Here is a 21,796-nt window from a genome sequence, read left to right on the forward strand (position 1 = left end):
TGACAAACGCTTGACGTAGATCAATCGCCTTGCTGCGGAGTGAGCCGACCTCGTTGGGGGCCAACGACAAGGTGTCGAGCATGCGCGTCACCGGCAGGCTGCTGTTCGTTCTGATCATCTCCTACGCCTCGCTCGGGGCGATGTCGCAGGAGCGCGCCGATCAACCCACCGCCGACAACGAAATCCGCATCGGCAATGTCATGCCGTATTCGGGACCGCTCTCCGAGTTCGGCGCCATTGGCCAGGCGGAAGCCGCCTATTTCGACATGGTCAACGCGCGCGGCGGCATCAACGGCCGCAAGATCCGCTTTATCACCCGCGACGACAATTCTGATCCGAACAGCGCGCTGGAGCTGACGCGCAATCTCGTCGAGAAAGACGACGTGCATTTGATGTTCGGCTCGTTCGGCACGCCGGGCAATATCGCCGCGCGCTGGTATCTGAACGAGAAGAAGATTCCGCAGCTGTTCGTCGCCTCCGGCGACGAGGAGCTGAGCCAGGCCAAGGCGTTTCCCTGGACCATGGGCTGGCAGCCGTCGTTCCGGTCGGAGGGGCGCATCTACGCCAACTATCTCCAGGCCTATTATCCCAGGAAGAAGATCGTGGTGCTCTGGCAGAACGACCAGTTCGGGCGTGCGCTTCTCAAGGGCATGGAGGAAGGCCTTGGCGATCTGAACCGTCTCGTCCTCGTCGACATCGCCTTCGACATTGCCGACGAGCATCTCGACGGACACGTCTCGATCCTCAAGCGCGCCGGTGCCGATATTTTTGTCTTTCTCGGCGTGCCGTCGACGGCGTCCAAGGTGATCAAGTTGGCGGCGGCACTGAAATGGCGCCCGGTCTTTATCGTCAACGACGCCTCCGCCTCGATTGCCAACGCGATGGCGCCGGCAGGCCTAGAGAATTCCTCCGGCGTGATCTCGGCGGCCTTCCTGAAGGATCCTAGCGATCCCGCATGGAAGGACGATCCCGCCATGAAGGACTGGTTCGCCTTCATGGACAAATACCATCACGACGAAAGCACCAACAGCAGCGCGGCGCTCTATGGCTATGCCGCGGCCGAGGCGCTGACGCAGGTGCTGAAGCAATGCGGCGATGACCTCTCGCGCGAGAACATCATGCGTCAGGCGGCTTCGCTGAGGAATTATCAACCCTCGGTCGCGCTGCCCAACATCAGGATGAACACCTCGCCGAACAGCTACCTGCCGATCAGGCAGATGCGGCTGGTCCAGTTCGACGGCCGCTCCTGGCAACCCTTCGGCGATGTGATCGAGACGGCCTTCACGGAAGGCGCGGCGCGGTGAGCTGACTCGGGCAGGGCAGTTGCCCGCTTGAGGGAGCGTCGGCGTTTATCGCATCGAAGGGAGAGGTGCGCTCCCTCCCCCGCTTGCGGGGGAGGGTTGGGGAGACGGTGCATCCGCAATCGAGAGCCCCCAAGAGGAGAAAGCCCTCACCCGGCGCGCGGGACGATGCTTCGCATCGCCCGGACGGCGCCGACCTCTCACGCAAGCGGGAGAGGCGACGCACCTGCGTGTTGGCAGAATCCGGGCACGCCCGGACTGAATTCGGCTTCTCACGCCGGCTTCAACTCCCGCGCAACCCCATTTTATGGTGGTCGCGGTCGGCGGCTTTTCGTTTCATCACGGATGTTTAAGATCGGCACGAACCTGCATTCACTCCGCCGGGAGATCCACCAAATGACCGAGACCATCCGTATCAAGCGCTTCAATGCGCGCCCCGTCATCGTGCCGATGAACCTCCCGCTCAAGACCTCGACCGGGGCTGTCGCAAAAGCGCCGCTGGTGCTGATCGACTGCGAGACCGACGTGGGCGTGCGGGGGCACGCCTATCTGTTCTCGATCACGCCCTCGGCCTTGAAGCCGTTGGCGGCGATGGTCGCGGAAATGTCAGAGCTGCTTGCGGGCGACGAGCTGCTGCCGTTCGAGATCGAGCGCAAGCTGACCCAGCGCTTCACCCTGCTCGGCCTCGCCGGCCTGCAGCGGCTGGCGCAATCCGGCATCGACATGGCGGCCTGGGACGCGTTGGCACGCGCACGCGGCCTGCCGCTGGCGCGGCTGCTCGGCGGCGCGCCAAAACCGGTCAGGGCCTACAATTCGAAGGGGCTCGGCATCATGCCGGCGGATGCCGCGGTGGAGGAAGCCCACAAACTGCTGGCCGAGGGCTTTCAGGCCGCAAAGATCCGCGTCGGCCGCCCCGATGCACGGGAAGACCTGAAGGTGGTGCGCGCGGTGCGCAAGGCCGTCGGCGACGACGTGACCTTGATGTGCGACTACAACCAGGCGCTGACGGTGACCGAGGCGATCCGCCGCGGCGAGATGCTCGACGACGAGGGGCTGACCTGGATCGAGGAGCCGATCCGTCACGACGATTATGAGGGCAACGGCCGTATCGCGGACGCGCTGCGCACGCCGGTCCAGATCGGCGAGAATTTCGACAGCGCGTTCGCGATGCAATCCGCGCTCTCCGCCGAGGCCTGCGACTTCGTGATGCCCGACGTGCAGCGCATCGGCGGCGTCACCGGCTGGCTGCGCGCCGCCGCACTGGCGCATGCCGCCGGCGTCGAGATGTCGACGCATCTGTTCTCGGAAGTCAGCGCGCATCTTTTGTGCGTAACGCCCACCGCGCACTGGCTCGAATATGTCGACTGGGCCGACGCGGTGCTTTCAACGCGGCTGATCGTCAAGGACGGCTTTGCCCTGCCGGGCGAGGAGCCCGGCAACGGAATTGTGTGGGACGAGGCGGCGGTGAAGAAGTATCTCGTGAGCTAATCGTTGAAAGCGATGCCCTTCGCGGCCTCGCCCGGAGCGCCGGGCTCGGCAATTCCCGCGCAATTGGCCTGCGGCTTTTGTCCGGCGAGCATGCCGCGGAAGAACGCGAGCGCATCCGGGAAGGCCGCGTTCAGGCCGCCATTGTGCGTCGCGCCGGGATAAGTCTTCCAGACCACCTCGTTGCCGGCCGCGCACAGCGCCGCGACTTCGGCATATTGCCGTGTCGGGACCAGCGTGGAATCGGCAAGACCGGTCCCGAGCAGCACCGGCACCTTCAGCCGCACGGCCTTCATGTCCGTGATCGGCGTCAACCGCGCCAGCACATTGGCGATGGGCTCGACATAGACGTTCTCGGCGGTAATGCCGTCCTTGCGCGCGACCTCGCGCATCTCAGGCGTGCAGCTTTCACGCGCCGCTTTCAGGACCGGCTTGCCCTTGTCGGAGACGAGATCGTCGGCGGACGGCGCACCATCCGGCAGCGAGCCGCCGAGCATCATCAGCGACGTATAGATCGGCGAAGCGATCGCGGTCGTCTGCGGCGGCTTATAGGGGCCATCGGGGAACGTGGACACCAGGCCCGTCGCCACGGTGGCGATCAGCGGCACGTCGGGCGCGTAGCTTTCCGCGATCACGGTCGCGCCGATTGCGGCGCCCGAGCCTTGCGATTGTCCGGTGACGAAAACCTTTGAAGCGAGCTTGTCGCGATACGCGGCGAGCGCAGCACGCGCGCCGTCGAGCACGGAGCGCCCTTCCGCCTCCCAGATCAGATACGGATGCGGCCCCGCGCCGCCGAGCCCCTGATAATCGGTCGCCACCACCGCAAACCCGTTCTCGAGCCAGCGCTGGATGTAGGTGGCATCGCGCGGCTTGTGCCCGGTCCAGGACGGCGCACAGGAATCCGACACGCCGAGCGTGCCGTGCGCCCACGCGACCAGCGGCCAGCCTCCGGCCGGCGGCTCGCCCTTGGGCAGATAGACCGTACCGCTCACCGGCACGATACCGGCGTGCCAGCGCACATCCGTGGATGTGTAGAGGATGCGCTCGGCGACACCGGCGCTCGTGATCTCCGGCTGCGCAAGCATCGCCTCCCTGCGCAGCATCACGCCGGGGCTTTCTGGGAGGGCTTGGGGCCAGCGATAAAAGCCGGACAGGTCCTGATCGCCGACTTTCGGTCCCACCGGCAGCGACGAATCCGCGTGGGCTTGCGCCATCGCGAGGCCTGTGACGACGGCGAGCGCCATCACGAATTTCGGACTCGGGGTTTTGAACATCGGCGTCTCCAGTTCCCTTGCAGTGTGCCGCATTTTTGTTGGCGGGTTGATTGCCGCAGCAATGCACTTTCTGCGTCGATTATGGAGACGATCGTGCGCGGGTCCAAGTCTATTTGAGGCAAGTCTATTTCAGGCAAGTTTTTTGCAGACACGTCTTTTCGGACACGTCTGTTCAGAGATGGGCAGATGCCGGTCTGCGTAGCTACCAGGTCTCCGCGCCGGGGATTTTCTTGCGCACCGCCCGGCGCTGGATCCAGATGCAACGTCGCACGGCCGTATTGGAGCGGCCGACTGCGGATATTCCTTGGCCGGCCTGCAGCAGTGGCGCCACGTTTTCGCGCAGCGCGCGGCAGCGCTGGAGCTCAGCCTGCCAGTCGATGATGGCTGCGTCGGCCCGCGACGCCATCAGCGACAATATCGCCACGGCAAGACAGCTCCCTCGCATGGTGCGCATTCCCTTCACCGTGATGTGGCCGGATCGCGCCAGGCGGCATCGTGGCCCGGATGTCATCCGAGCTAATGACACTGCAAGACGATAACTCAACTTGACGCCGGCGGCGAGAGCTTGCCGGTTACGTCCCGCGGCATCCGACAGCCTGATCCAACGCATCTGTGATGCAGCTGTGAGCTCTGATCGCGCGATCCTGAAAAATCAGCGAAGCGATCAATGGTATGACAACCAGCATTCAAAACGCCAGCCGGCAAACAACGAGGTGAACATGATCCTTCCCAGGAAGTTTTTGGCCAGCGCCGGGTCACGACCGATTGCGCGACGCCCCCATCTTGCCGTGATGACCGCAGCGCTGTTTTTCGCCGCAACGTTCTGGCCAGCCGGACCTGCGCGCGCTGCCGCAAATGATGCCGAGGCGCGAGCCATCTTCGACAAGTTCATTGCCGCGCAGAATGCGCATAGCGCAAACGATGTGAAGGCCATGCTCTGGAATTCGCCGAGCACGCTGTTGTTTGCGAGAGGGATCGAGACCAGAGGCCGTGATCCGATCGCCGACCGCTTCAAGGCGTATTACGAAGGCACCTGGCACCTCGAACCCGACATGTCGAAATTCCACGTCGCCGTGATCTCGAACGAGGTCATGCAGGTCCTCGTGCCGATCGTCTTTACGCGCGGCCTTCCGGGCAAGCCGCCACAACAGAACACGTTTCTGATCAGCCAGACCTACGTTCAGGACACGGACGGCTGGCACGTCGCCTCCATCCTTCCGGTCGCGAATACGGAACTGAAATAGGGGGATTTAGCGGCGGTATGTCGGCTGAGGAGGCTGCCGCTCCAGTCCGTCTCCGCTCTTCGAGCTACGCCGGACACGCTTCGCCGCAATCAGATTGGTGGCTTGCCGAGCCGTAGCTCGCGGCGGCAGCCCGCCTGCGCCCTTTGGGCTTCGGCGTGGCATCCTTCACTCGGCTATCGCGAGCGAAGGATGGTGGGCGCGACAGGGATCGAACCTGTGACCCCTACCATGTCAAGGTAGTGCTCTCCCGCTGAGCTACGCGCCCTAGATGTCGTCTAGATCGGGTCGGGTCCCTATAACGGCTCAGGGGAGCCGGTGCAAGGACGGAAGGCGGCCGATTTAGGCCGCCAGCATCTTGTTCACTTCGCTGACCAATTCGCGCAAATGCACAGGCTTGGACAGCACCTTGGCGTTCTTGGGGGCGTCCGAATCCGAGTTCAGGGCGACCGCGGCGAAGCCGGTGATGAACATGATCTTGATGTCGGGGTCGAGTTCCGAGGCCCGGCGGGCGAGCTCGATGCCGTCCATCTCCGGCATCACGATGTCTGTGAGCAGCATTTCGAACGGCTCTTCCCGCAGCCGCTGATAGGCGGCCATGCCGTTATCGTGGGACGAGACCTGAAAACCGGCGTTTTCCAGCGCCTTGACCAGGAAACGGCGCATGTCGTTGTCGTCTTCGGCGAGCAGGATCTTTGGCATGGCGGAAATGTCGAATCCCCAGAGGATATCAGCAGAGGTCACTAAGCCCGACGGAGGGTAAATTTGGGGTGAAAATCTTTACCCTCAGCCGGCTGTGCTTGCCGGCCCCTTGTGAACCTGAAAGCAGTTCGAAGCAATCGAGCCGTACTTGCCGGTCCCCACCTCGCTGCCCGCAGGGTTAAGACATGTTCCAGCACAGATCTCATCTTTTCGCTTGGCAGGATGGTTGCGATTCCGGACAATGACGACACATAAGAGCCGCCCGATCGGCCGAATCAATGCGTTGAGGCCGGTGCCGGGCTTGTTGGATCGTGCGGCGCCAAGGGCGAAGCCTGATACCAACGGGCAAAGCGTGATTGCCAAGGGACGAAGCCTGACACCAAGGGACGAAGCCTGAGAAGATGACCCGGTTTGACGGCGACAGGTCGCCAGCCTTCGAGATCGTTGAGCCCGCGCAATGGCGCGCGCCTGTTATCTTCAACTCGCCCCATTCCGGCTCGACCTATCCGGACGAATTCCTCAGCGCCTCCAGGATCGACCTGCCGACGCTGCGGCGTTCCGAAGATTCCTTCATGGACGAGCTGATCGGCCATCTCAGCGAGCGCGGTTTTCCGACCGTGCGGGTCAACTTTCCGCGCTCCTATGTCGACGTCAACCGCGAGCCCTATGAGCTCGATCCCCGGATGTTCACCGGGCGCCTGCCGAGCTTTGCCAACACCCGCTCGATGCGGGTTGCCGGCGGACTTGGCACCATTCCGCGCGTGGTCGGCGACGGCCAGGAGATCTATCGCGAGCGCATCCTGGTCGACGACGCGCTGGGGCGGATCGAGACGTTGTATAAGCCCTATCATCGCGCGCTGCGCCGGCTGATCAACAGGGTGCACCAGATGTTCGGCACCGTCGTGCTGGTCGACTGCCATTCGATGCCCTCGGTCGGCGTCTCCCGCGACGAGCCGCGCCGGCCCGACATCGTGATCGGCGACCGCTACGGCACGAGCTGCACGCCGCTATTGCCCGACCGGGTCGAGGAGACCATGGCCGGCCTCGGCTATTCGATCGGCCGCAACAAGCCCTATGCCGGCGGCTTCATCACCGAGCATTACGGCAACCCGGCCAGTGGCCTGCACGCCGTGCAGCTCGAGCTCAACCGCGCAATCTACATGGACGAGCGGCGGCGCGAGCGCAGTCCACGCTTTGCGCAAGTGGCGTCGGACTTCGGCGTGCTCGCCGACGTGCTGGCGACTACGGTCCCGTTCGGCGATCTCGGCCCGTTCCAGGCCGCGGCGGAATAGGCGCGACGTTTTTCTTCTAACGATTGTGTTGGGTGCGATCAGCGCGAACGCGTTTCGCGGCGCGCCTTGAAATGAAAGCCGATGCTGAGAGAAAGCAGAGGCTGAAAGAAAAAAGGGCCGCTTCTAATGAAGAAGCGGCCCAAGTCTAGGGAGGAAACGCCCAAGGAGGGCAGCAGTAACGCGAGAAGCGCTACCGCACCGCAACAATATGCGGCCGCGACGCACAAAGTGCAAGGGCTTTCGAGCGATTTCCCATGCAATGAGGACATAGCTCGGTTGCTTCCAGAGAAACCCAGATTCAGTTCCTTTGATAAGGAAATTCAATGGGTTGATAGTCATTTGCATACGAACAAGGCAGGCCCGGAACTAAGGTTTCAACTCAATGATCGATATTTGCCCAGCGGGTGTCTTCGACGAGGCGAACGCTTCCCGCATCCAAAATACCAGGGTGCAAAAGCAAGACAGCGCTGCACGATTCTTCCGATTTGAGCTAGGCAGGAGTGAGCTTCACCCGACTTTCGCTTTTTGAGGATACGCCGTGACGGTGATCGATTTCTCCGCCTTCATCGGACGGCTCGCCACCGCCTCCGGCGAAACCATCCTGCCATTCTTCCGCACCTCGCTGTCGATCGAGGACAAGAGCAAGACCAGGGAATTCGACCCCGTGACCGAGGCCGATCGCGCCGCGGAGGCGGTGATGCGGCGTCTGATCAAGGCCAACTTTCCCCAGCACGGCATCGTCGGCGAGGAATTCGGCAACGAGCGCGAGGATTCGGACTATGTCTGGGTGCTCGACCCCATCGACGGCACCAAATCCTTCATCGGCGGCTTTCCGATCTGGGGCACCCTGATCGCGCTCCTGCACAAGGGCACGCCGGTCTACGGCATGATGCACCAGCCCTTCATCGGCGAACGCTTTTCCGGCGACAGCGGCTCCGCTCATTATAAAGGCCCCTCCGGCGAGCGCCGGCTCCAGGTCCGGCGCTGTGCTTCGCTGTCGGAGGCGACGACCTACACCACCAGCCCGCTGCTGATGAACGAGCGCGACCGCGCCATCTTCGGCCGCATCGAGCAGGGCGCGCGGCTGTCGCGCTATGGCGGCGACTGCTACTCCTATTGCATGCTGGCGGCAGGTCACGTCGATCTCGTGGTTGAGACCGAGCTGAAGCCTTACGACATCGCAGCCCTGATCCCGATCGTGACCGGCGCCGGCGGCGTCGTCACCACCTGGGAAGGCAAGCCGGCGCAGGGCGGCGGCCGTATCGTCGCGGCCGGCGACGCCAGGGTTCACGAAGAAGCACTGAAACTGCTCAACGGATAGGCGATATAGGAGCCTGCATGACCAACCGACGCACGCTCCTTCTCGCCGCCTTGCTTCTGGTTCCGACACTGGCCTGCGCCCAGAACTTCCCGGCCAAGCCGATCAAGCTGATCGTGCCGTTCCCGGCCGGCGGCCCCAACGACATCATCGCGCGGGTGATCGGCCAGCGCATGTCGGAGTTGTCAGGACAGCCGGTGCTGATCGACAATCGCGGCGGCCAGGGCGGCGTGCTCGGCACCGATGCCGTCTCCAAGGCTGCACCCGACGGCTACACCATCGCGATCTCCAGCGCCGGCGCGCTGGCGATCAGCCCGAGCATGGAGAGGATCGCCTACGATACGCTCAACGACCTCACACCAGTGACGCTGGTGGCGACCGTGCCGGAAATGCTCGTTGTCGCCACCAACGTTCCCGCAAAGGACATCGCGGAATTGATCGCGCTCGCCAAGGCGCAGCCCGGAAAGCTCAACTTCGCCTCCTCCGGCCCCGGCAGCCTGCCGCATCTCGCCGGCGAATTGTTCAAGCTGACGGCGAAGATCGGCATCGTGCACGTGCCCTATCGCGGCGCGGCGCCCGCCGTGAACGATCTGCTGGGCCAGCAGGTGCAGATGACGTTCCTGGATCTCCCCGTGCTGCTGCCGCAGGTCAAGGCGGGCGCCCTGCGGCCGATCGCGGTGGGCTCCGCCGAGCGTTCGCCGACGGCGCCTGACGTGCCGACCACGGCGGAAGCCGGCTTTGCCGATCTGCGCATCGAGAACTGGTACGGCATGGTGGCGCCGAAGGGCACGCCGAAGGAGATCGTCGCGGCGCTGCATGCCCTCGCCACGAAGGCGATGGCGGATCCCGCGGTGAAGGAAAAGCTCGCCGCCCAGGGCGCGACGCTTGTCGGCGATGAGCCGGAGCATTTTCGCAGCTTCATCGCGGACGAGACCAAGAAATGGGCGAAGGTGATCAAGGACGCTGGCGTGGAGACCGCGAGGTAGCGCAGAGCTCACACTGCCGCAGACCGCAAATGCTCCACCAGCATCTTTGCCGGGCGCGGCAGCGTCTTGAAGCTTCGCGCGCAGATCACGAGTTTGCGGTTGGCCCAGGTATCGCGCAGGCGGACCATGGCAAGCGGCATCAGTTTCGCGCAGCGGCGGGCCGCGGCTTCGGGCACCAGGGCAACGCCGACATCGGCGGCGACCATCTGGCAGATCGCGTCGAAATCGCGCAGGCGTGCGCGGTAATGCGGCCGCATGCCGAGCCGAGCGGCGTGCTTCGAAATATGCACCTGAAGCGCGGTGGCGCTGGTGAGCCCGACGAAGTCGCAAGCGCCCGCCTCCTGGAAATCGATCGCGCGGCGGCCGGCGAACGGGCCGCGCCTGGACGTCACCAGGGTCAGGCGATCCTCGCTGAAGGCGAATCGCTCGATATGATCGGGCAGCGCGTGCTCGGCTGCGAAGCCGAGATCGGCCGCGCCCGCAGTGATCGCGGCCGCGATGTCGGTGCTCTCGCGCTCCTCGATGTCGATGGCGACGTCGCGATGCTCGCGCAGGAAGCCGGCAAGCGCCTTCGGCAGATGCTCCGAGAGGCCGGAGGTATTCGCGAGGAAATGCACGCTCGCGCGCACGCCGCTGGCAAAGCCGGCGAGATCGCCCCGCATGGCGTCGATCTGGTGAATGACGAGACGGGCGTGATCGAGCAGGCTCTCGCCGGCCGAGGTCAACTCAACGCCGCGGCGCCCGCGCTTGAGCAGCGCGACGCCGAGCGCATCCTCCAGCCCCTTGATGCGCGCGCTGGCTGAGGCTAGCGCCAGATGCGACCGCTCCGCGCCGCGGGTGATGCTGCGCTGGTCGGCGACCGCGATAAACAGCTGGAGGTCGACGAGGTCGAAGCGCATCCCGGGTCCCTCCAGCCTTCGCTCCGGACGAAGGCTTTCTCCGTAAGCTACAGATTGTGCCGACGCGCGGCATCGGTCAATGTGCAGATATGATCGACCCGCTCCTCATTCTCATCGCCGCCATCTTCCTGCTCGCCGGCTTCGTCAAGGGCGTGGTCGGGCTTGGCCTGCCGACGGTGTCCATGGGACTGCTCGCCGTGAGCATGGCGCCGAGCCGCGCGATCGCCATCGTGATCGTGCCCGCCATCGTCACCAACATCTGGCAGACTTTCGTCGGTCCCCATTTGCGCGACATCCTGCGGCGGCTGTGGCCGCTGATGATCGGCACCGTGATCGGGTGCTGGCTCAATGCCGGCGCGCTCACCGGCCCGCATGCGCGCTACGGCACGATCGTGCTCGGCGTGCTCCTGGTCGTCTACGCGATCATCGGGCTGAACAAATTCCAGTTCCACGTTGCGCCAAAGAACGAGAAATGGGTCGGCGGCGTGGTCGGCGTGGTCACCGGCGTGATCTCGGCCTCGACCGGCGTGCAGGTGATCCCCTCGATGCCGTTCATGCAGGCGATCGGCATGGAGAAGGACGAGCTGGTGCAGGCGCTCGGCGTGTTCTTCACGACGGCGACATTGGCGCTCGCCTTCAACCTCACCGCGGGCGGATTGCTGACGCCGGCCAATGCGGTGCCGGGCGCCGTCGGCATGGCGTGCGCGTTTGCCGGCATGTACATCGGCCAAACGGTGCGGGCGCGGATGCCGGCGGAAGCGTTTCGCCGCTGGTTCCTGATCGCGATGATCCTGCTCGGCCTCTATCTCGCCGGCAGCGCGCTGCTGAAGGAATTCGCGTAAAAGACGTTACCGCGTCTCCAGCATGGCGACGCGGACGCCGAGATAGATGAAGAGGCCGCCGAGGGCACGGTTGACCCAGGCGATCGCGCCTTCGGAGCTCCGCAGGCGGTGGGCGGCCCTTGCCGCGAACGCCGCCAGCACCAGGCACCACAGCGTTCCCGTGCAGATGAAGATCAGGCCGAGCGTCAGGAAGGCGAGCGGCTTGTGCGCCGAGTCGGCTGCGACGAATTGCGGCAGGAAGGCCAGGAAGAACAGCGCGACCTTGGGATTGAGCGCGTTGGTGAAGACGCCCTGGAGGAATACCCTCCGCAGCGAGCTCTGCACCGGCTCGTCGATGGCCGAGGCCGGCACCGGGCGCGACCACAGCATCTGAAGCCCGGTCACGACGAGATAGGCCGCTCCAACCAGCTTCAGGATCGAGAACGCGGTCGATGAGGCCATCAGCAGGGCCGAAAGCCCGATCGCGGCGCCCGCGACATGGAAAAAGCAGCCGCAACCGATGCCCAGCGCGGCCGCGGCGCCACCTCGCCAGCCCAGCTGCATGCTGCGGCCGATCACATAGACCGTATCGGGCCCCGGCGTGATGTTGAGCAGCACGCCCGACAGGACGAAGAGCCAGATTTCGTGAATGCCCAGCATGTGTGACGTACCTCCGCCGCCCAACCGTGGCCCAAGAGGCCGGCTTAGTGGGTACGCTCGTCCCCGTCCACTGCCGGGATTGCCGAGGATTTACCTCGAATTTGCAATGCGGTTCGTACTTTCGCTCGGCCTCATCTGCTCTATAAGGAACGGGTTCTTTGAATGCGGGATTCGAGGCGACTGCCACGCCGTGGCCGGTCCTCGATCTCTTCCAAGTCTCTTGCAAGTCTCTTGGAGCTCCGGAATATGGAAAGACGTCTGGCTGCCATTGTCTGCGCCGATGTCGCCGGCTATTCGCGCATGATGGGCACCGATGAGGCCGGCACCCATGCCGCCTTCAAGGCCCATCGCAGCGCGATCCACCCCATCATCCTCAATCACGGCGGCCGCGTCGTCAAAAACACCGGCGACGGCTTCCTGCTGGAATTCCCCTCGATCGTCGGCGCCACCGAGGCCGCGATCGCGATGCAGACGCTGATGGCGGAGCGCAATCACCATTTGCCCGCCGATCGCGCCATGCAGTTCCGCCTCGGGATCCACATGGGTGACGTCATCGCCGACGAGGACGAGGTCTTCGGTGACGATGTCAACATTGCCGTCCGCCTCGAAGCCGTGGCGAGCCCCGGCGGCTTCGCGATCTCGGCCAAGGCCTACAAGGAGGCCGGCAAGCATCTCACCGTGCCGCTGGTCGATGCCGGCAACCACCGCTTCAAGAACATCAAGGATCCGATCGGGGTCTGGACCTGGACGCCTGAGGGTGCACCGGCGCTTGCGCCCGCGCTGAGGGAGGCATCCGCCCTCTCGCAGCAGTACCGCACCGCGATCGTCGGCGTCCTGCCTTTTGCCAATCTCAGCGACGCCCAGGACGAGTATTTCTCCGATGGCCTGACCGAAGATTTGATTCACGCGCTGTCGCTGCAATCCTTCTATCGCGTGCTGAGCCGCAACTCGACCTTCGTGTTCAAGGGCAACAACGTCAGCACCCGCCTGATCGCGCGGGAGATCGACGCTAGCTATCTGATCCAGGGTTCGGTGCGGCGTGCCGGAGCCAAGATCCGCGTCACCGCAGAGCTGATCGCGCCGGAGACCGGCGAGCAGCTCTGGACAGGCCGCTACGACCGCGACATCGGCGATCTCTTCGCGATGCAGGACGAGATCACCACCAACCTGTCCGCCGCCATCGCCACCGAGATCGTCCGGGCCGAGGCCTCGGCGCCGGCGCGGCTGTCGACCGACGTCACCGCCTGGGACCGCTTCCTCAAAGGGCTGTCGCACTATTATCGGCAAACCAAGGAAGACCTGGCCATCGCCGTCGACCTGTTCCGGGAGGCCATCAGGCTCGAGCCCAAGCTGTCGATTGCGCATGCCTATCTCGCCACGATCCAGATCCAGAGTATCCATTTCGGCTGGGTCAAGGGCACGCGCGAGATGTGGGCCGAGGCGATGAAGCTTGCCGAAACCAGCGTCCGGCTCGACCCGCGCTCGTCATTTGCGTTCTCGATCCTGTCCTGGACCCACGCGCTGGAGGGCCATTACGAGGCCGCGATGGATGCCGCCAAACGCGCCGTCGCGCTCAACCCCTACGACAACGGCGCGCGCGGCGTGCTCGGCATCTGCCATTTCGCCGTCGGCGAGCACCGCGAGGCGATCGAGCTGTTCTCGATGGCCGCACAGCGCGACAACAGCGATCCGCGCTACCAATGGGCCGCACTGAACGCCTTCAGCCATTATTTGCTGGGCCAATATGACGCGACCCTGTCATGGGCTCGAGAGCAACTCTACATCAACCCGAACCATTTGCAGGCGCTGGCAATCCGCGCCGCGGCGCTGGCGCAATTGGGGCGGGGCGACGAGGCGGTCGAGGCGACCCGCGTGCTCATGGCTAATTACCCGACACTCAATGTCGACCGCCATTTGCGCAATTTCCACTGGAAGCGGCCCGAGGACCTCGCCCATTACCGCGCCGGACTCTTGAATGCGGGCGTGCCGCTCGGCAAACTGACCCTGGTCTTGAGCGACGTCAAACGCGTCGCCGAATCCTGAGGGCCAGCCGCGGCCACGCGGCAATGTCCCCTCCGCCTTTATTGACACGACAGTGAATTCAGCCACACTCCGCTACACGCTGAAGTAGTATAACGTGTTGTCGGTTTGTCAGGACTTTCCGCGCTCTATCGCCGCGTCTGTATTTCACGATTCGCCGTTTTCAGGATTTTGGGCCATGCATGACTCCGCTCCGAAGCCCCCCTTCGCCCCCTCGATCCAGGTCTCGCCGAACAATCCCTGTCCATTCCTGCGCGGCCTCGTCGGCGAGGGGTTTGTTGACGGTGGAACCGTCCCGCTCGGCACGCTGTCGCAAACGATCGCGAATGCAAGCGGCGAGACCGGGCTGAAGAAGGTCTCGGCCCGCATCCAGGTCCGCGGCGTCGCGCTTATCGCCAACGGTCTTGGTCACGTCCTCAAGAGCATATTTTCGGGCGCGCAGCTCGACGCGTTGCGTGGCGGCCCTCTCGACAAGCGCGGTGCCGGCTCGCGCGTGCTCGGCGTCGACGGCACGGTCGATGAGGACGAGCTTGCGCGGTTTGCGAGCTTCGGCCGGACCTACCAGGATCCGAACGGCGGCGGCTCCGAGCCCGGTCTCAACGCCTCGGAAATCGGCGTCTTCATGCGCGACAACCTCAAGCGCGCCGGCAGCGCCGCGCGCTGGTACTACCCCCTGCTGATGAAGTTCGAATGGCCGATCCTCCTGAAGATCGTGGGCAAGGGCGCGGGTGAGGACCGCTATCTCAGCGTGGCCGACGTGCGCACTCTGTTCAACGAGCGGCAATTCCCTGCTCGCATCAATCAGCGGCTCGTCTCGCAGCCGGTGCTGTCGACCTGCCAGCGCGTGGTGCGAGGCGCCCTCAAGGTTGCGGCCCTGCTCGTCGCCCTCGGTCTCGCCTTGCTCGTTGCGGTCGCCGAATTCCCCGACCACGTGCGTGCCATGCTGCCGCAAAAGGGAATTCTCGTGAATCTCCTGCCGCCGCCCTTGCCCACGGTCCCCGAGACGAAGGCGGCCTTTTGGCTCGAACAGAACTGGTCGCTGAAGGACAGGCACTGGTTTCACCATGCCAGCCAGGGCACAGCGACCTTCCCGGTGCCTTATGAATGGTTCATGGCCCTGGAGCAGCCGCGCCTGCATCTGTTCTCGCGGCCGGGCATGATGACGGACAGCGCCTATCTCGAGCGCTTCGGGTTCATCCCGAGCCCGCAGTCGATCCAGACTGACGCGACGTCACTGCGCCGCTTCGGCTACGCCAATGTCTACGAGACGACGCAGGTGCCGGATTGGTCGACGAGGTGGACGCCGACAGAGAACGTCGATGGCCTGCCGGTCGGCTTCGCACGGATGACCGGTGTCATCGATCCCGCGACCGGCCATCGCGAAGAGGACAAGATCGGACTGACCTGCGCGGCCTGCCATACCGGCCAGATCCACTACCAGGGCGTGGACGTGCGTTTCGACGGCGGTCCGGCCATGACCGATCTGAAGAAGCTCGAGCTCTCCACCGGCCTGTCGATCGCCTACACGCTTTACGTGCCGTTCCGCTTCCAGCGCTTCGCCGATCGCGTGCTCGGCCCCGATGCCAGCAAGGCTGACCGCGCCGCGCTCAAGCAGAAGCTCAGCGCGATCGGCAACTTCCTGATCGACTGGGCGCAAACCCAGCAAAAGACGATTGAAGGCAAGAAGACCTGGAACGGCCGGCAGCAGAGTGACACCGAGGAAGGGTTCGGTCGCCTCGACGCCCTCAATCGCATCGGCAATCAAGTCTTTTCGCAGGATCTCGCGCTGAGCGGGCTTAAGGGTTTCGAGAAGAACCTGCACGCCCAGGACGCCCCGGTCAGCTATCCCCCGATCTGGACCGTGCCCTGGTTCAAGTTCGCCCAGTACGACGCCTCGATCGAGCAGCCGCTGATCCGCAACGCCGGCGAAGCCCTCGGCGTGACGGCGCTGCTCAACCTGTCCGACGCCTACCCGGAGGACAGGCTGTGGCGGTCCTCCGTTCATATCAACACGCTCGGCTGGATCGAGGACATGCTCAGGGGGCCAGATCCGTTCAAGACGGCAGATCCCTCCGCCGGTCTGAAGTTCGGCGGCCTGCTGGCGCCGAAATGGCCCTCGCAGATCCTTGGCGACAATTGGAGGCTCGATCAGAAGAAGGTCGAGAATGGCCGCAAGATCTACGCTGAGATGTGTTCCGGATGCCATTTGCCGGCGATCGACACCCCGGCTTTCTGGTCTTCGGGACATTGGGAGCCGAGCGGCGACAGCAAGGTGCTGAACGCGGTGACGATCCCCCTCGACGAGATCAAGACGGATCCCGAACAGTCGCTCGTGCTCAGCAACAGGATCGTCGATTTGCCCGGCTTCCTGAAGGTGAATACGGCCGACCTCCAGAAATGGTGGCAATGCGACGTCTCGACCGAGAGCTCGCCGACCGAGATGGTGTATGCGCTGGGGCTCATGACGGTGGTGGATCTCGTCGCCCGCAAATGGATGGACGACGAGAAGACTCCGGACGCCGAGCGGGCGAAATTGTGGAATCTCGCGCGCAAGAACTGCCTCAATCCGGTGGGTGGGGCACGCTATCGGGCACGGCCGCTGAACGGCATCTGGGCCACGGCGCCCTATCTGCACAACGGTTCGGTGCCCTCTCTCTACTGGTTGCTGAAGCCTGCAAGCGAGCGCCCGCAAAAATTCTGCATGGGCCGCCGCGACTATGATCCCGTAACCGTCGGCTTTGCGGTCACCGCCAACGAGAAGTGCAAGCCGGGTGAAACCGAGTTCTCGGCGGGGTCGGACAAGGATCCGATCCAGGGCAACAGCGTGCTCGGCCATTCCTTCGAGCGCAAACCGGGCGAGGAAAAACGTCCCGGCGTCATCGGCCGCGTGTTCAAGGACGACAACGAGCGCTACGATCTGATCGAGTATCTCAAGACGCTGTAGTCGAGCTCTGTCCCAAGCAGGCCGCCCTCATCCTGAGGAGCCCGCGCAAAGCGGGCGTCTCGAAGGATGGCCGCGGGCGAGAGCCGGGCCTTCATGGTTCGAGACGCGCGTTCCGCGCTCCTCACCATGAGGGTCTCGCGAACTAAGCGGGGCGAGGGAGCGCACCTCGCGCGCAGCAGCCATTCACTTCAAATCCTCACTTGAACAGCGGCGTGCCCGGCACGAAGGCGTCGAAGGCGGCCCAGAATTGGGAACGGTAGCGGTCCTGCTCCTGGAGGATCTCGTGCTTGGCGCCGGCGATCACGAGATGGGAGCCGGCGCGCAAATGATAGGCGAACTCCTCGATCGCCGCGATCGAGACCACGGTGTCGCTGGAGGCCGCCAGCATCAGGATCGGCTGACGGATCTCGGACGGGTAGTTTTTGCCCCTGAAGGTGTTCATCGCGCGGAAAGCGGTATCGGCCCAGGCGACCGTCGGTGACGCCAGCCCGAGAGTCGGATCCTCCTCCAGGATGGCGGCATTGCGCGCATAGCGCACGGGATCGCTGGTCAGCGGATTGTTGATGAAGGGATTGAGCCCGGTGATCTGGTCGCTGCCGCCGGGGACATAGCGGCCGCCCATTCCCAACACGCGCATCGTCTTCAGCAGAGCCCGCGCCGGAAACGAGGTGGCGCGGCCGGGCAGGTCGATCATCGGCGCCGACAGCACCATGCGGTCGAACCAGCGCTTGCCCGCATGCGCCACCCGCAGCATCACGGTGCCGCCCATGGAGTGGGCGAGCGCGAAGAAGGGCGGCGGGCAATCCGGCAGCACCACCTGCTGCACGAAGGTCTCGACGTCGATCTCGAAATCGGCGAAGTCGCGGACATAGCCCTTGCGCGGATCGCGCAGGCGGCGCGAGGAGTGGCCCTGCCCGCGCCAGTCGATCATCGCCACCGCAAAGCCGCGGTCGCGCAAATCGCGCACGGTCTCGAAATATTTCTCGATCTGCTCGCTGCGCCCGGTGAAGACGCAGACCGTGCCCTTGCGGTTCGCCGGTGGCGCCCAGCGCGCAAAGCGCAGCTCGACGCCATCGGGGGTCTTGATGGTACCGCTGACGACGTCTTCGGGAACGGGATTGGATGGTATCGAGACCAGCGTCATGATGAGGAGGGCTTGGGCACGAAGTGCTGCAAATCAGGGGGCGGGAGCGCCGAAAAGGCTAAGTATCCGCCCTCTTGAACGCCGTTCTCCTCAACCCATATCACCTTGGTGCAGGCCGCTACCAGTGTTTCGGAACCGGAACATCAGGCTGCACACAGACGAAAGCCCGGCCCGATTGGCGGGCGGGTTACCAACAGTCGCTCAATGGAGGACTTGACCATGCGTACCTACGACCTGACCCCCTTCTACCGTTCCACCGTCGGCTTCGACCGCCTCTTCAACCTGCTTGACCAGGCCGGTTCGGACGGCAGCCCCGGTTATCCCCCCTACAATATCGAGCGCACCGGCGAGAACGACTACCGCATCACCGTTGCGGTTTCGGGCTTTGCCAAGGATGAGCTCTCCATCGTCGCGAAGGAAAACACGCTGACGATCAAGGGCGAGAAAGTCGCCAACGAGAACTCGAAGGCCGAAGTGCTGTACCGCGGCATCGCCGCGCGTGCCTTCGAGCGCGCGTTCCAGCTTGCCGACTTCGTGCAAGTGAAGAACGCCTCGCTCGAGAACGGGCTGCTTCACGTCGATCTCGTCCGTGAGATTCCCGAAGCGAAGAAGCCCCGCCAGATCGCGATCAACACCGGTGCGCAAGGCGCACAGGTGATCGAGAACTCGGTAGCCGCGTAAATCACGTCGGCCACTTCCAAGTTGCGAAAACGCCCCGGTGCCCCGGGGCGTTTTTTTATGTCGTCCCGGCGAAGGCCGGGACCCATAACCACAGGGAGTAGTGTGGCGAAGACTTGCCGTTCGGTACTCCTACCACGAATAACCGAGGGACCTCGCGGTATGGGTCCTGGCCTTCGCCAGGGCGACACCGTTGGTGTGATGCGGGCCACCGCATCAAACGCCCACGCTTAGTCCAGCCCTTGTGCCGCCGGCATCTCCTGTGTCGGCAGGATCGTCGCGGCAGGCTTGGCCTGACCTACGGTCGGCGCGGCGGCTTGCGGTGGGACCTCAGCGGGCTTTGCCGGCACGGCCGCCACGGTCTGCGTGGTAGGTTGAGCCTGCGCTGCCTGCGCCGCCGCGGGTTCGGCTGGCTTGGCGGCGACCGGCGCCTCGCGTGGCGGAGCCGCCTTCGGGAGCGGGACGGAGCGGCTGGCGACATGTGGGATCGGGGCCGGTGGGCGTGGCGGACCATTGCGGATCATGGTTGGCGGCGGTAGCGCGCTTTGCGGGCGGTAAGGCGCAACCGCAGGCTGCTCGTAGCCCGGCGCCATACCGTAGGCGTCGGCAGCCGGCATGAAGCGCAAAATCCTTCCGTCGCGGGCATCGATCACCAGCCGGCCGTCCTCGCCCCGGCGGTCAATCACCGCGATGGTGTAGACGCCGCCGCGCAGGCGCGGGATGCCCAATGGAGAAAAGCCGTTTTCGCGCAGCACCGCGTAGACCTCGGTCGATGGCAGCAGCACCGAGGCCGGCCCGCGTTCTTCGTAGCCATAGCCATAGCGCGGCGGCGGGGGCGGCGCGGCCTCCGGCGGCGCATAGGGCCCGTCGAAATCCGAGACCGCGATCATCGCCCCTCGCGCTGGAACTTGCGCTTGTGCGGCGGTCGGGGCCAGCGCCAGCGCGGCGGCAGCCATCCATCCTGTGAAAAACTTCATGATCGAGACGCTCCTGTCAGGCCCCCGGATGGATCGCACTCTTTCGCTTCTTGCGGCGTGGCGCGGCTTCCGAAGGGTTGATCAGAAGCTTCATTGGGGATTCCGGCGTCGGCGGGGCCGGATCAGGGCGCGTTTGCTTCAAAAGCGGGGCCGCGCAACTTTTGGAAAGGGATCGATTGATCTATGGGGAATCGGGACTTGCGCGCGCTTGTGTGATAGACAAAAATTTGGCAAGGTGGCGGTTAGGACAGGAAGACTGTCTCAATTTTGCTTGCGGTTCCGGCATAGGGATTGCAACGAAAGTCGGTGCTTTCGAGCGCCAAGAAGGCAACAGGCAAAGCCGTTCTCGGGGACGAAGAACGCCTTGGCCTGAATTTAAGAAAATGCGGCTCGCGAGCGGACGAGCGGTGACCCAGAAGCGGGTGCCGCGGGACGCCCAAGGTGCGCCGAAGATGGCGGTGAGGCAGCTTGCCGCATGGAGAGGACGAGGACATGAACGGGTCGCAAGTCGAGCGCGGAAACATCGTGGCAGAGCAACTGTCGGCGACGGTCGCCTCGAAAACGAGTGATCCGATTCAGGAACACAATTCACGCCCGCCGGCCGTAGGCTTGTACGATCCGAGCCTGGAAAAGGATTCCTGCGGCGTCGGCTTCATCGCCAACATCAGGGGCAAGAAGTCGCACGAGATCGTCGCGGACGCGCTCAGCATCCTGTGCAACCTCGAGCACCGCGGCGCCGTCGGCGCCGACCCGCGCGCCGGTGACGGCGCCGGCATTCTGGTGCAGATCCCGCATGCTTTCTTCAGCCGCAAGGCGAAGGAACTCGGCTTCGCGCTGCCCAATCCCGGCGAATACGCCATCGGCGCGCTGTTCATGCCGCGCGACACCGCCTGGCGCAACGTCATCAAGAGCATCATCGCCGACCAGATCAAGGAAGAGGGCCTGACGCTGCTCGGCTGGCGCGACGTGCCGACCGACAATTCCTCGCTCGGCGTCACTGTGAAGCCGACCGAGCCCGCCTGCATGCAGGTGTTCATCGGCCGCAACGGCACCGCCAAGACCGAGGACGATTTCGAGCGCCGGCTCTACATCCTGCGCAAGTCGATTTCGCAAGCGATCTATCAGCGCCGCGACCGCGGCCTCGCCGGCTATTATCCTTGCTCGATGTCGTGCCGCACCGTGATCTACAAGGGCATGTTCCTCGCCGATCAGCTCGGCAAGTACTATCCCGATCTGCACGAAAAGGATTTCGAGAGCGCGCTGGCGCTCGTTCACCAGCGTTTCTCGACCAATACCTTCCCGGCGTGGTCGCTGGCGCATCCCTACCGCATGATCGCGCATAACGGCGAGATCAACACGCTGCGCGGCAACACCAACTGGATGGCGGCGCGCCAGGCCTCGGTGAGCTCCGAGTTGTACGGCAAGGACATCAACCGGCTCTGGCCGATCTCCTACGAAGGCCAGTCGGACACCGCCTGCTTCGACAACGCGCTCGAATTCCTGGTGCAGGGCGGCTACTCGCTGCCGCACGCCGTCATGATGATGATTCCGGAGGCGTGGGCCGGCAATCCCTTGATGGATGAGAAGCGCCGCGCCTTCTACGAATATCATGCCGCCCTGATGGAGCCGTGGGACGGCCCCGCCGCGATCGCCTTCACCGACGGCCGCCAGATCGGTGCCACGCTCGACCGCAACGGCCTTCGTCCGGCGCGCTATCTCGTCACCAAGGACGACCGCATCGTGATGGCGTCCGAGATGGGCGTGCTGACGATTCCCGAGGACCAGATCATCACCAAGTGGCGCCTGCAGCCCGGCAAGATGCTGCTGGTCGACCTCGAGCAGGGCCGCCTGATCCCCGACGACGAGATCAAGGCCGAGCTCGCCAGGAGCCATCCCTACACCGAGTGGCTGGAGCGAACCCAGATCGTGCTGGAAGAGCTGCCGAAGGTGCCGACCACCGGCGTGCGCTCCAACCTGTCGCTGCTCGATCGCCAGCAGGCGTTCGGCTACAGCCAGGAAGACATCACCATCCTG

The 21,796-nt window shown here is 64.3% G+C and carries 17 protein-coding genes, 1 tRNA gene and 1 pseudogene; 11 read left to right on the forward strand and 8 right to left on the reverse strand.

Going from position 1 to position 21,796, the window contains the following annotated elements:
* Positions 1–80: 80 nt before the first annotated feature.
* The gene (locus ABIB80_RS25690) at positions 81–1,304 is read left to right on the forward strand and encodes an ABC transporter substrate-binding protein (RefSeq protein ID WP_354128684.1); all 1,224 of its coding nucleotides are present in this window, start codon (positions 81–83) and stop codon (positions 1,302–1,304) included.
* Between the two features lie 393 nt (positions 1,305–1,697).
* Positions 1,698–2,789: an enolase C-terminal domain-like protein gene (locus tag ABIB80_RS25695; RefSeq protein ID WP_354128674.1), complete on the forward strand. Its 1,092-nt coding sequence runs from the start codon at positions 1,698–1,700 to the stop codon at positions 2,787–2,789.
* On the opposite strand, the gene ABIB80_RS25700 is transcribed toward ABIB80_RS25695, so the two are convergent.
* Both ABIB80_RS25700 and ABIB80_RS25705 read right to left on the reverse strand, forming a co-directional pair.
* Positions 2,786–4,060 carry a lipase family protein gene (locus ABIB80_RS25700; protein WP_354128675.1) on the reverse strand — a complete coding sequence of 425 codons (1,275 nt, stop codon included), beginning with the start codon at positions 4,058–4,060 and terminating at the stop codon, positions 2,786–2,788. The genes ABIB80_RS25695 and ABIB80_RS25700 overlap by 4 nt on opposite strands.
* A 202-nt stretch (positions 4,061–4,262) precedes the next feature.
* Positions 4,263–4,505, reverse strand: a complete 243-nt coding sequence (locus ABIB80_RS25705; protein WP_035995285.1) for a hypothetical protein — start codon at positions 4,503–4,505, stop codon at positions 4,263–4,265.
* A 100-nt stretch (positions 4,506–4,605) separates the two neighbouring features.
* On the opposite strand from ABIB80_RS25705, the gene ABIB80_RS25710 reads away from it, so the two are divergent.
* On the forward strand, positions 4,606–5,304 hold the full coding sequence (locus ABIB80_RS25710) for a DUF4440 domain-containing protein (protein WP_354128676.1): 699 nt from the start codon (positions 4,606–4,608) through the stop codon (positions 5,302–5,304).
* 190 nt (positions 5,305–5,494) lie between these two features.
* Here ABIB80_RS25710 and ABIB80_RS25715 read toward each other — a convergent pair.
* Both ABIB80_RS25715 and cpdR read right to left on the reverse strand, forming a co-directional pair.
* Positions 5,495–5,569: transfer RNA gene (locus ABIB80_RS25715), tRNA-Val, on the reverse strand.
* A gap of 74 nt (positions 5,570–5,643) precedes the next feature.
* Entirely contained in the window at positions 5,644–6,003 is a 360-nt protein-coding gene (gene cpdR, locus ABIB80_RS25720) for a cell cycle two-component system response regulator CpdR (RefSeq protein WP_007597092.1), read from the reverse strand.
* A gap of 401 nt (positions 6,004–6,404) precedes the next feature.
* On the opposite strand from cpdR, the gene ABIB80_RS25725 reads away from it, so the two are divergent.
* The 3 genes from ABIB80_RS25725 (at position 6,405) to ABIB80_RS25735 (ending at position 9,599) form a co-directional block, all read left to right on the forward strand.
* Complete coding sequence (locus ABIB80_RS25725; RefSeq protein WP_354128677.1) at positions 6,405–7,295, forward strand: N-formylglutamate amidohydrolase; 891 nt, start codon at positions 6,405–6,407, stop codon at positions 7,293–7,295.
* Positions 7,296–7,833: 538 nt separating this feature from the next.
* Entirely contained in the window at positions 7,834–8,616 is a 783-nt protein-coding gene (hisN, locus tag ABIB80_RS25730; RefSeq protein WP_219680659.1) for a histidinol-phosphatase, read from the forward strand.
* A 17-nt stretch (positions 8,617–8,633) separates the two neighbouring features.
* A complete protein-coding gene (locus tag ABIB80_RS25735) occupies positions 8,634–9,599 on the forward strand; it encodes a Bug family tripartite tricarboxylate transporter substrate binding protein (RefSeq protein WP_354128678.1) in 966 nt (321 codons plus the stop codon).
* A gap of 8 nt (positions 9,600–9,607) precedes the next feature.
* Here the strand turns inward: ABIB80_RS25735 and ABIB80_RS25740 are convergent, their stop codons facing one another.
* On the reverse strand, positions 9,608–10,498 hold the full coding sequence (locus ABIB80_RS25740; protein ID WP_007597112.1) for a LysR substrate-binding domain-containing protein: 891 nt from the start codon (positions 10,496–10,498) through the stop codon (positions 9,608–9,610).
* Positions 10,499–10,587: 89 nt separating this feature from the next.
* Between ABIB80_RS25740 and ABIB80_RS25745 the strand changes: the two genes are divergently transcribed.
* On the forward strand, positions 10,588–11,340 hold the full coding sequence (locus ABIB80_RS25745) for a sulfite exporter TauE/SafE family protein (protein ID WP_354128679.1): 753 nt from the start codon (positions 10,588–10,590) through the stop codon (positions 11,338–11,340).
* Between the two features lie 6 nt (positions 11,341–11,346).
* Here the strand turns inward: ABIB80_RS25745 and ABIB80_RS25750 are convergent, their stop codons facing one another.
* Positions 11,347–11,979, reverse strand: a complete 633-nt coding sequence (locus ABIB80_RS25750) for a LysE family translocator (protein WP_354128680.1) — start codon at positions 11,977–11,979, stop codon at positions 11,347–11,349.
* 246 nt (positions 11,980–12,225) lie between these two features.
* Between ABIB80_RS25750 and ABIB80_RS25755 the strand changes: the two genes are divergently transcribed.
* Complete coding sequence (locus tag ABIB80_RS25755; RefSeq protein ID WP_354128681.1) at positions 12,226–14,022, forward strand: adenylate/guanylate cyclase domain-containing protein; 1,797 nt, start codon at positions 12,226–12,228, stop codon at positions 14,020–14,022.
* A gap of 175 nt (positions 14,023–14,197) precedes the next feature.
* Positions 14,198–16,963, forward strand: coding sequence for a di-heme-cytochrome C peroxidase (locus tag ABIB80_RS25760; protein WP_354128682.1), 2,766 nt, complete (start codon positions 14,198–14,200; stop codon positions 16,961–16,963).
* Between the two features lie 196 nt (positions 16,964–17,159).
* Here the strand turns inward: ABIB80_RS25760 and ABIB80_RS25765 are convergent, their stop codons facing one another.
* Positions 17,160–18,107, reverse strand: coding sequence for an alpha/beta fold hydrolase (locus ABIB80_RS25765; protein WP_007597126.1), 948 nt, complete (start codon positions 18,105–18,107; stop codon positions 17,160–17,162).
* A gap of 219 nt (positions 18,108–18,326) precedes the next feature.
* Here ABIB80_RS25765 and ABIB80_RS25770 point away from each other — a divergent pair, with 219 nt between their 5' ends.
* A complete protein-coding gene (locus ABIB80_RS25770) occupies positions 18,327–18,788 on the forward strand; it encodes an Hsp20 family protein (RefSeq protein ID WP_007597127.1) in 462 nt (153 codons plus the stop codon).
* A 227-nt stretch (positions 18,789–19,015) separates the two neighbouring features.
* Here ABIB80_RS25770 and ABIB80_RS25775 read toward each other — a convergent pair whose 3' ends face one another.
* Positions 19,016–19,762, reverse strand: a complete 747-nt coding sequence (locus ABIB80_RS25775) for a hypothetical protein (protein ID WP_354128683.1) — start codon at positions 19,760–19,762, stop codon at positions 19,016–19,018.
* A gap of 492 nt (positions 19,763–20,254) precedes the next feature.
* On the opposite strand from ABIB80_RS25775, the pseudogene ABIB80_RS25780 reads away from it, so the two are divergent.
* A pseudogene (locus ABIB80_RS25780) lies at positions 20,255–21,796 on the forward strand (glutamate synthase subunit alpha); the annotation flags it as partial.

It is taken from the genome of Bradyrhizobium sp. i1.15.2, from assembly GCF_040548425.1.
GTDB lineage: Bacteria > Pseudomonadota > Alphaproteobacteria > Rhizobiales > Xanthobacteraceae > Bradyrhizobium > Bradyrhizobium canariense.

Coding starts and splice junctions, on each gene's coding strand:
- ABIB80_RS25695 (WP_354128674.1), top strand. CDS start 1,698: ATGACCGAGACCATCCGTATCAAGCGCTTCAATGCGCGCCCCGTCATC.
- ABIB80_RS25745 (WP_354128679.1), top strand. CDS start 10,588: ATGATCGACCCGCTCCTCATTCTCATCGCCGCCATCTTCCTGCTCGCC.
- ABIB80_RS25760 (WP_354128682.1), top strand. CDS start 14,198: ATGCATGACTCCGCTCCGAAGCCCCCCTTCGCCCCCTCGATCCAGGTC.
- ABIB80_RS25700 (WP_354128675.1), bottom strand. CDS start 4,060: ATGTTCAAAACCCCGAGTCCGAAATTCGTGATGGCGCTCGCCGTCGTC.
- ABIB80_RS25740 (WP_007597112.1), bottom strand. CDS start 10,498: ATGCGCTTCGACCTCGTCGACCTCCAGCTGTTTATCGCGGTCGCCGAC.
- ABIB80_RS25690 (WP_354128684.1), top strand. CDS start 81: ATGCGCGTCACCGGCAGGCTGCTGTTCGTTCTGATCATCTCCTACGCC.
- ABIB80_RS25750 (WP_354128680.1), bottom strand. CDS start 11,979: ATGCTGGGCATTCACGAAATCTGGCTCTTCGTCCTGTCGGGCGTGCTG.
- ABIB80_RS25765 (WP_007597126.1), bottom strand. CDS start 18,107: ATGACGCTGGTCTCGATACCATCCAATCCCGTTCCCGAAGACGTCGTC.
- ABIB80_RS25775 (WP_354128683.1), bottom strand. CDS start 19,762: ATGAAGTTTTTCACAGGATGGATGGCTGCCGCCGCGCTGGCGCTGGCC.
- ABIB80_RS25705 (WP_035995285.1), bottom strand. CDS start 4,505: ATGCGAGGGAGCTGTCTTGCCGTGGCGATATTGTCGCTGATGGCGTCG.
- ABIB80_RS25735 (WP_354128678.1), top strand. CDS start 8,634: ATGACCAACCGACGCACGCTCCTTCTCGCCGCCTTGCTTCTGGTTCCG.
- cpdR (WP_007597092.1), bottom strand. CDS start 6,003: ATGCCAAAGATCCTGCTCGCCGAAGACGACAACGACATGCGCCGTTTC.
- ABIB80_RS25770 (WP_007597127.1), top strand. CDS start 18,327: ATGCGTACCTACGACCTGACCCCCTTCTACCGTTCCACCGTCGGCTTC.
- ABIB80_RS25725 (WP_354128677.1), top strand. CDS start 6,405: ATGACCCGGTTTGACGGCGACAGGTCGCCAGCCTTCGAGATCGTTGAG.
- ABIB80_RS25755 (WP_354128681.1), top strand. CDS start 12,226: ATGGAAAGACGTCTGGCTGCCATTGTCTGCGCCGATGTCGCCGGCTAT.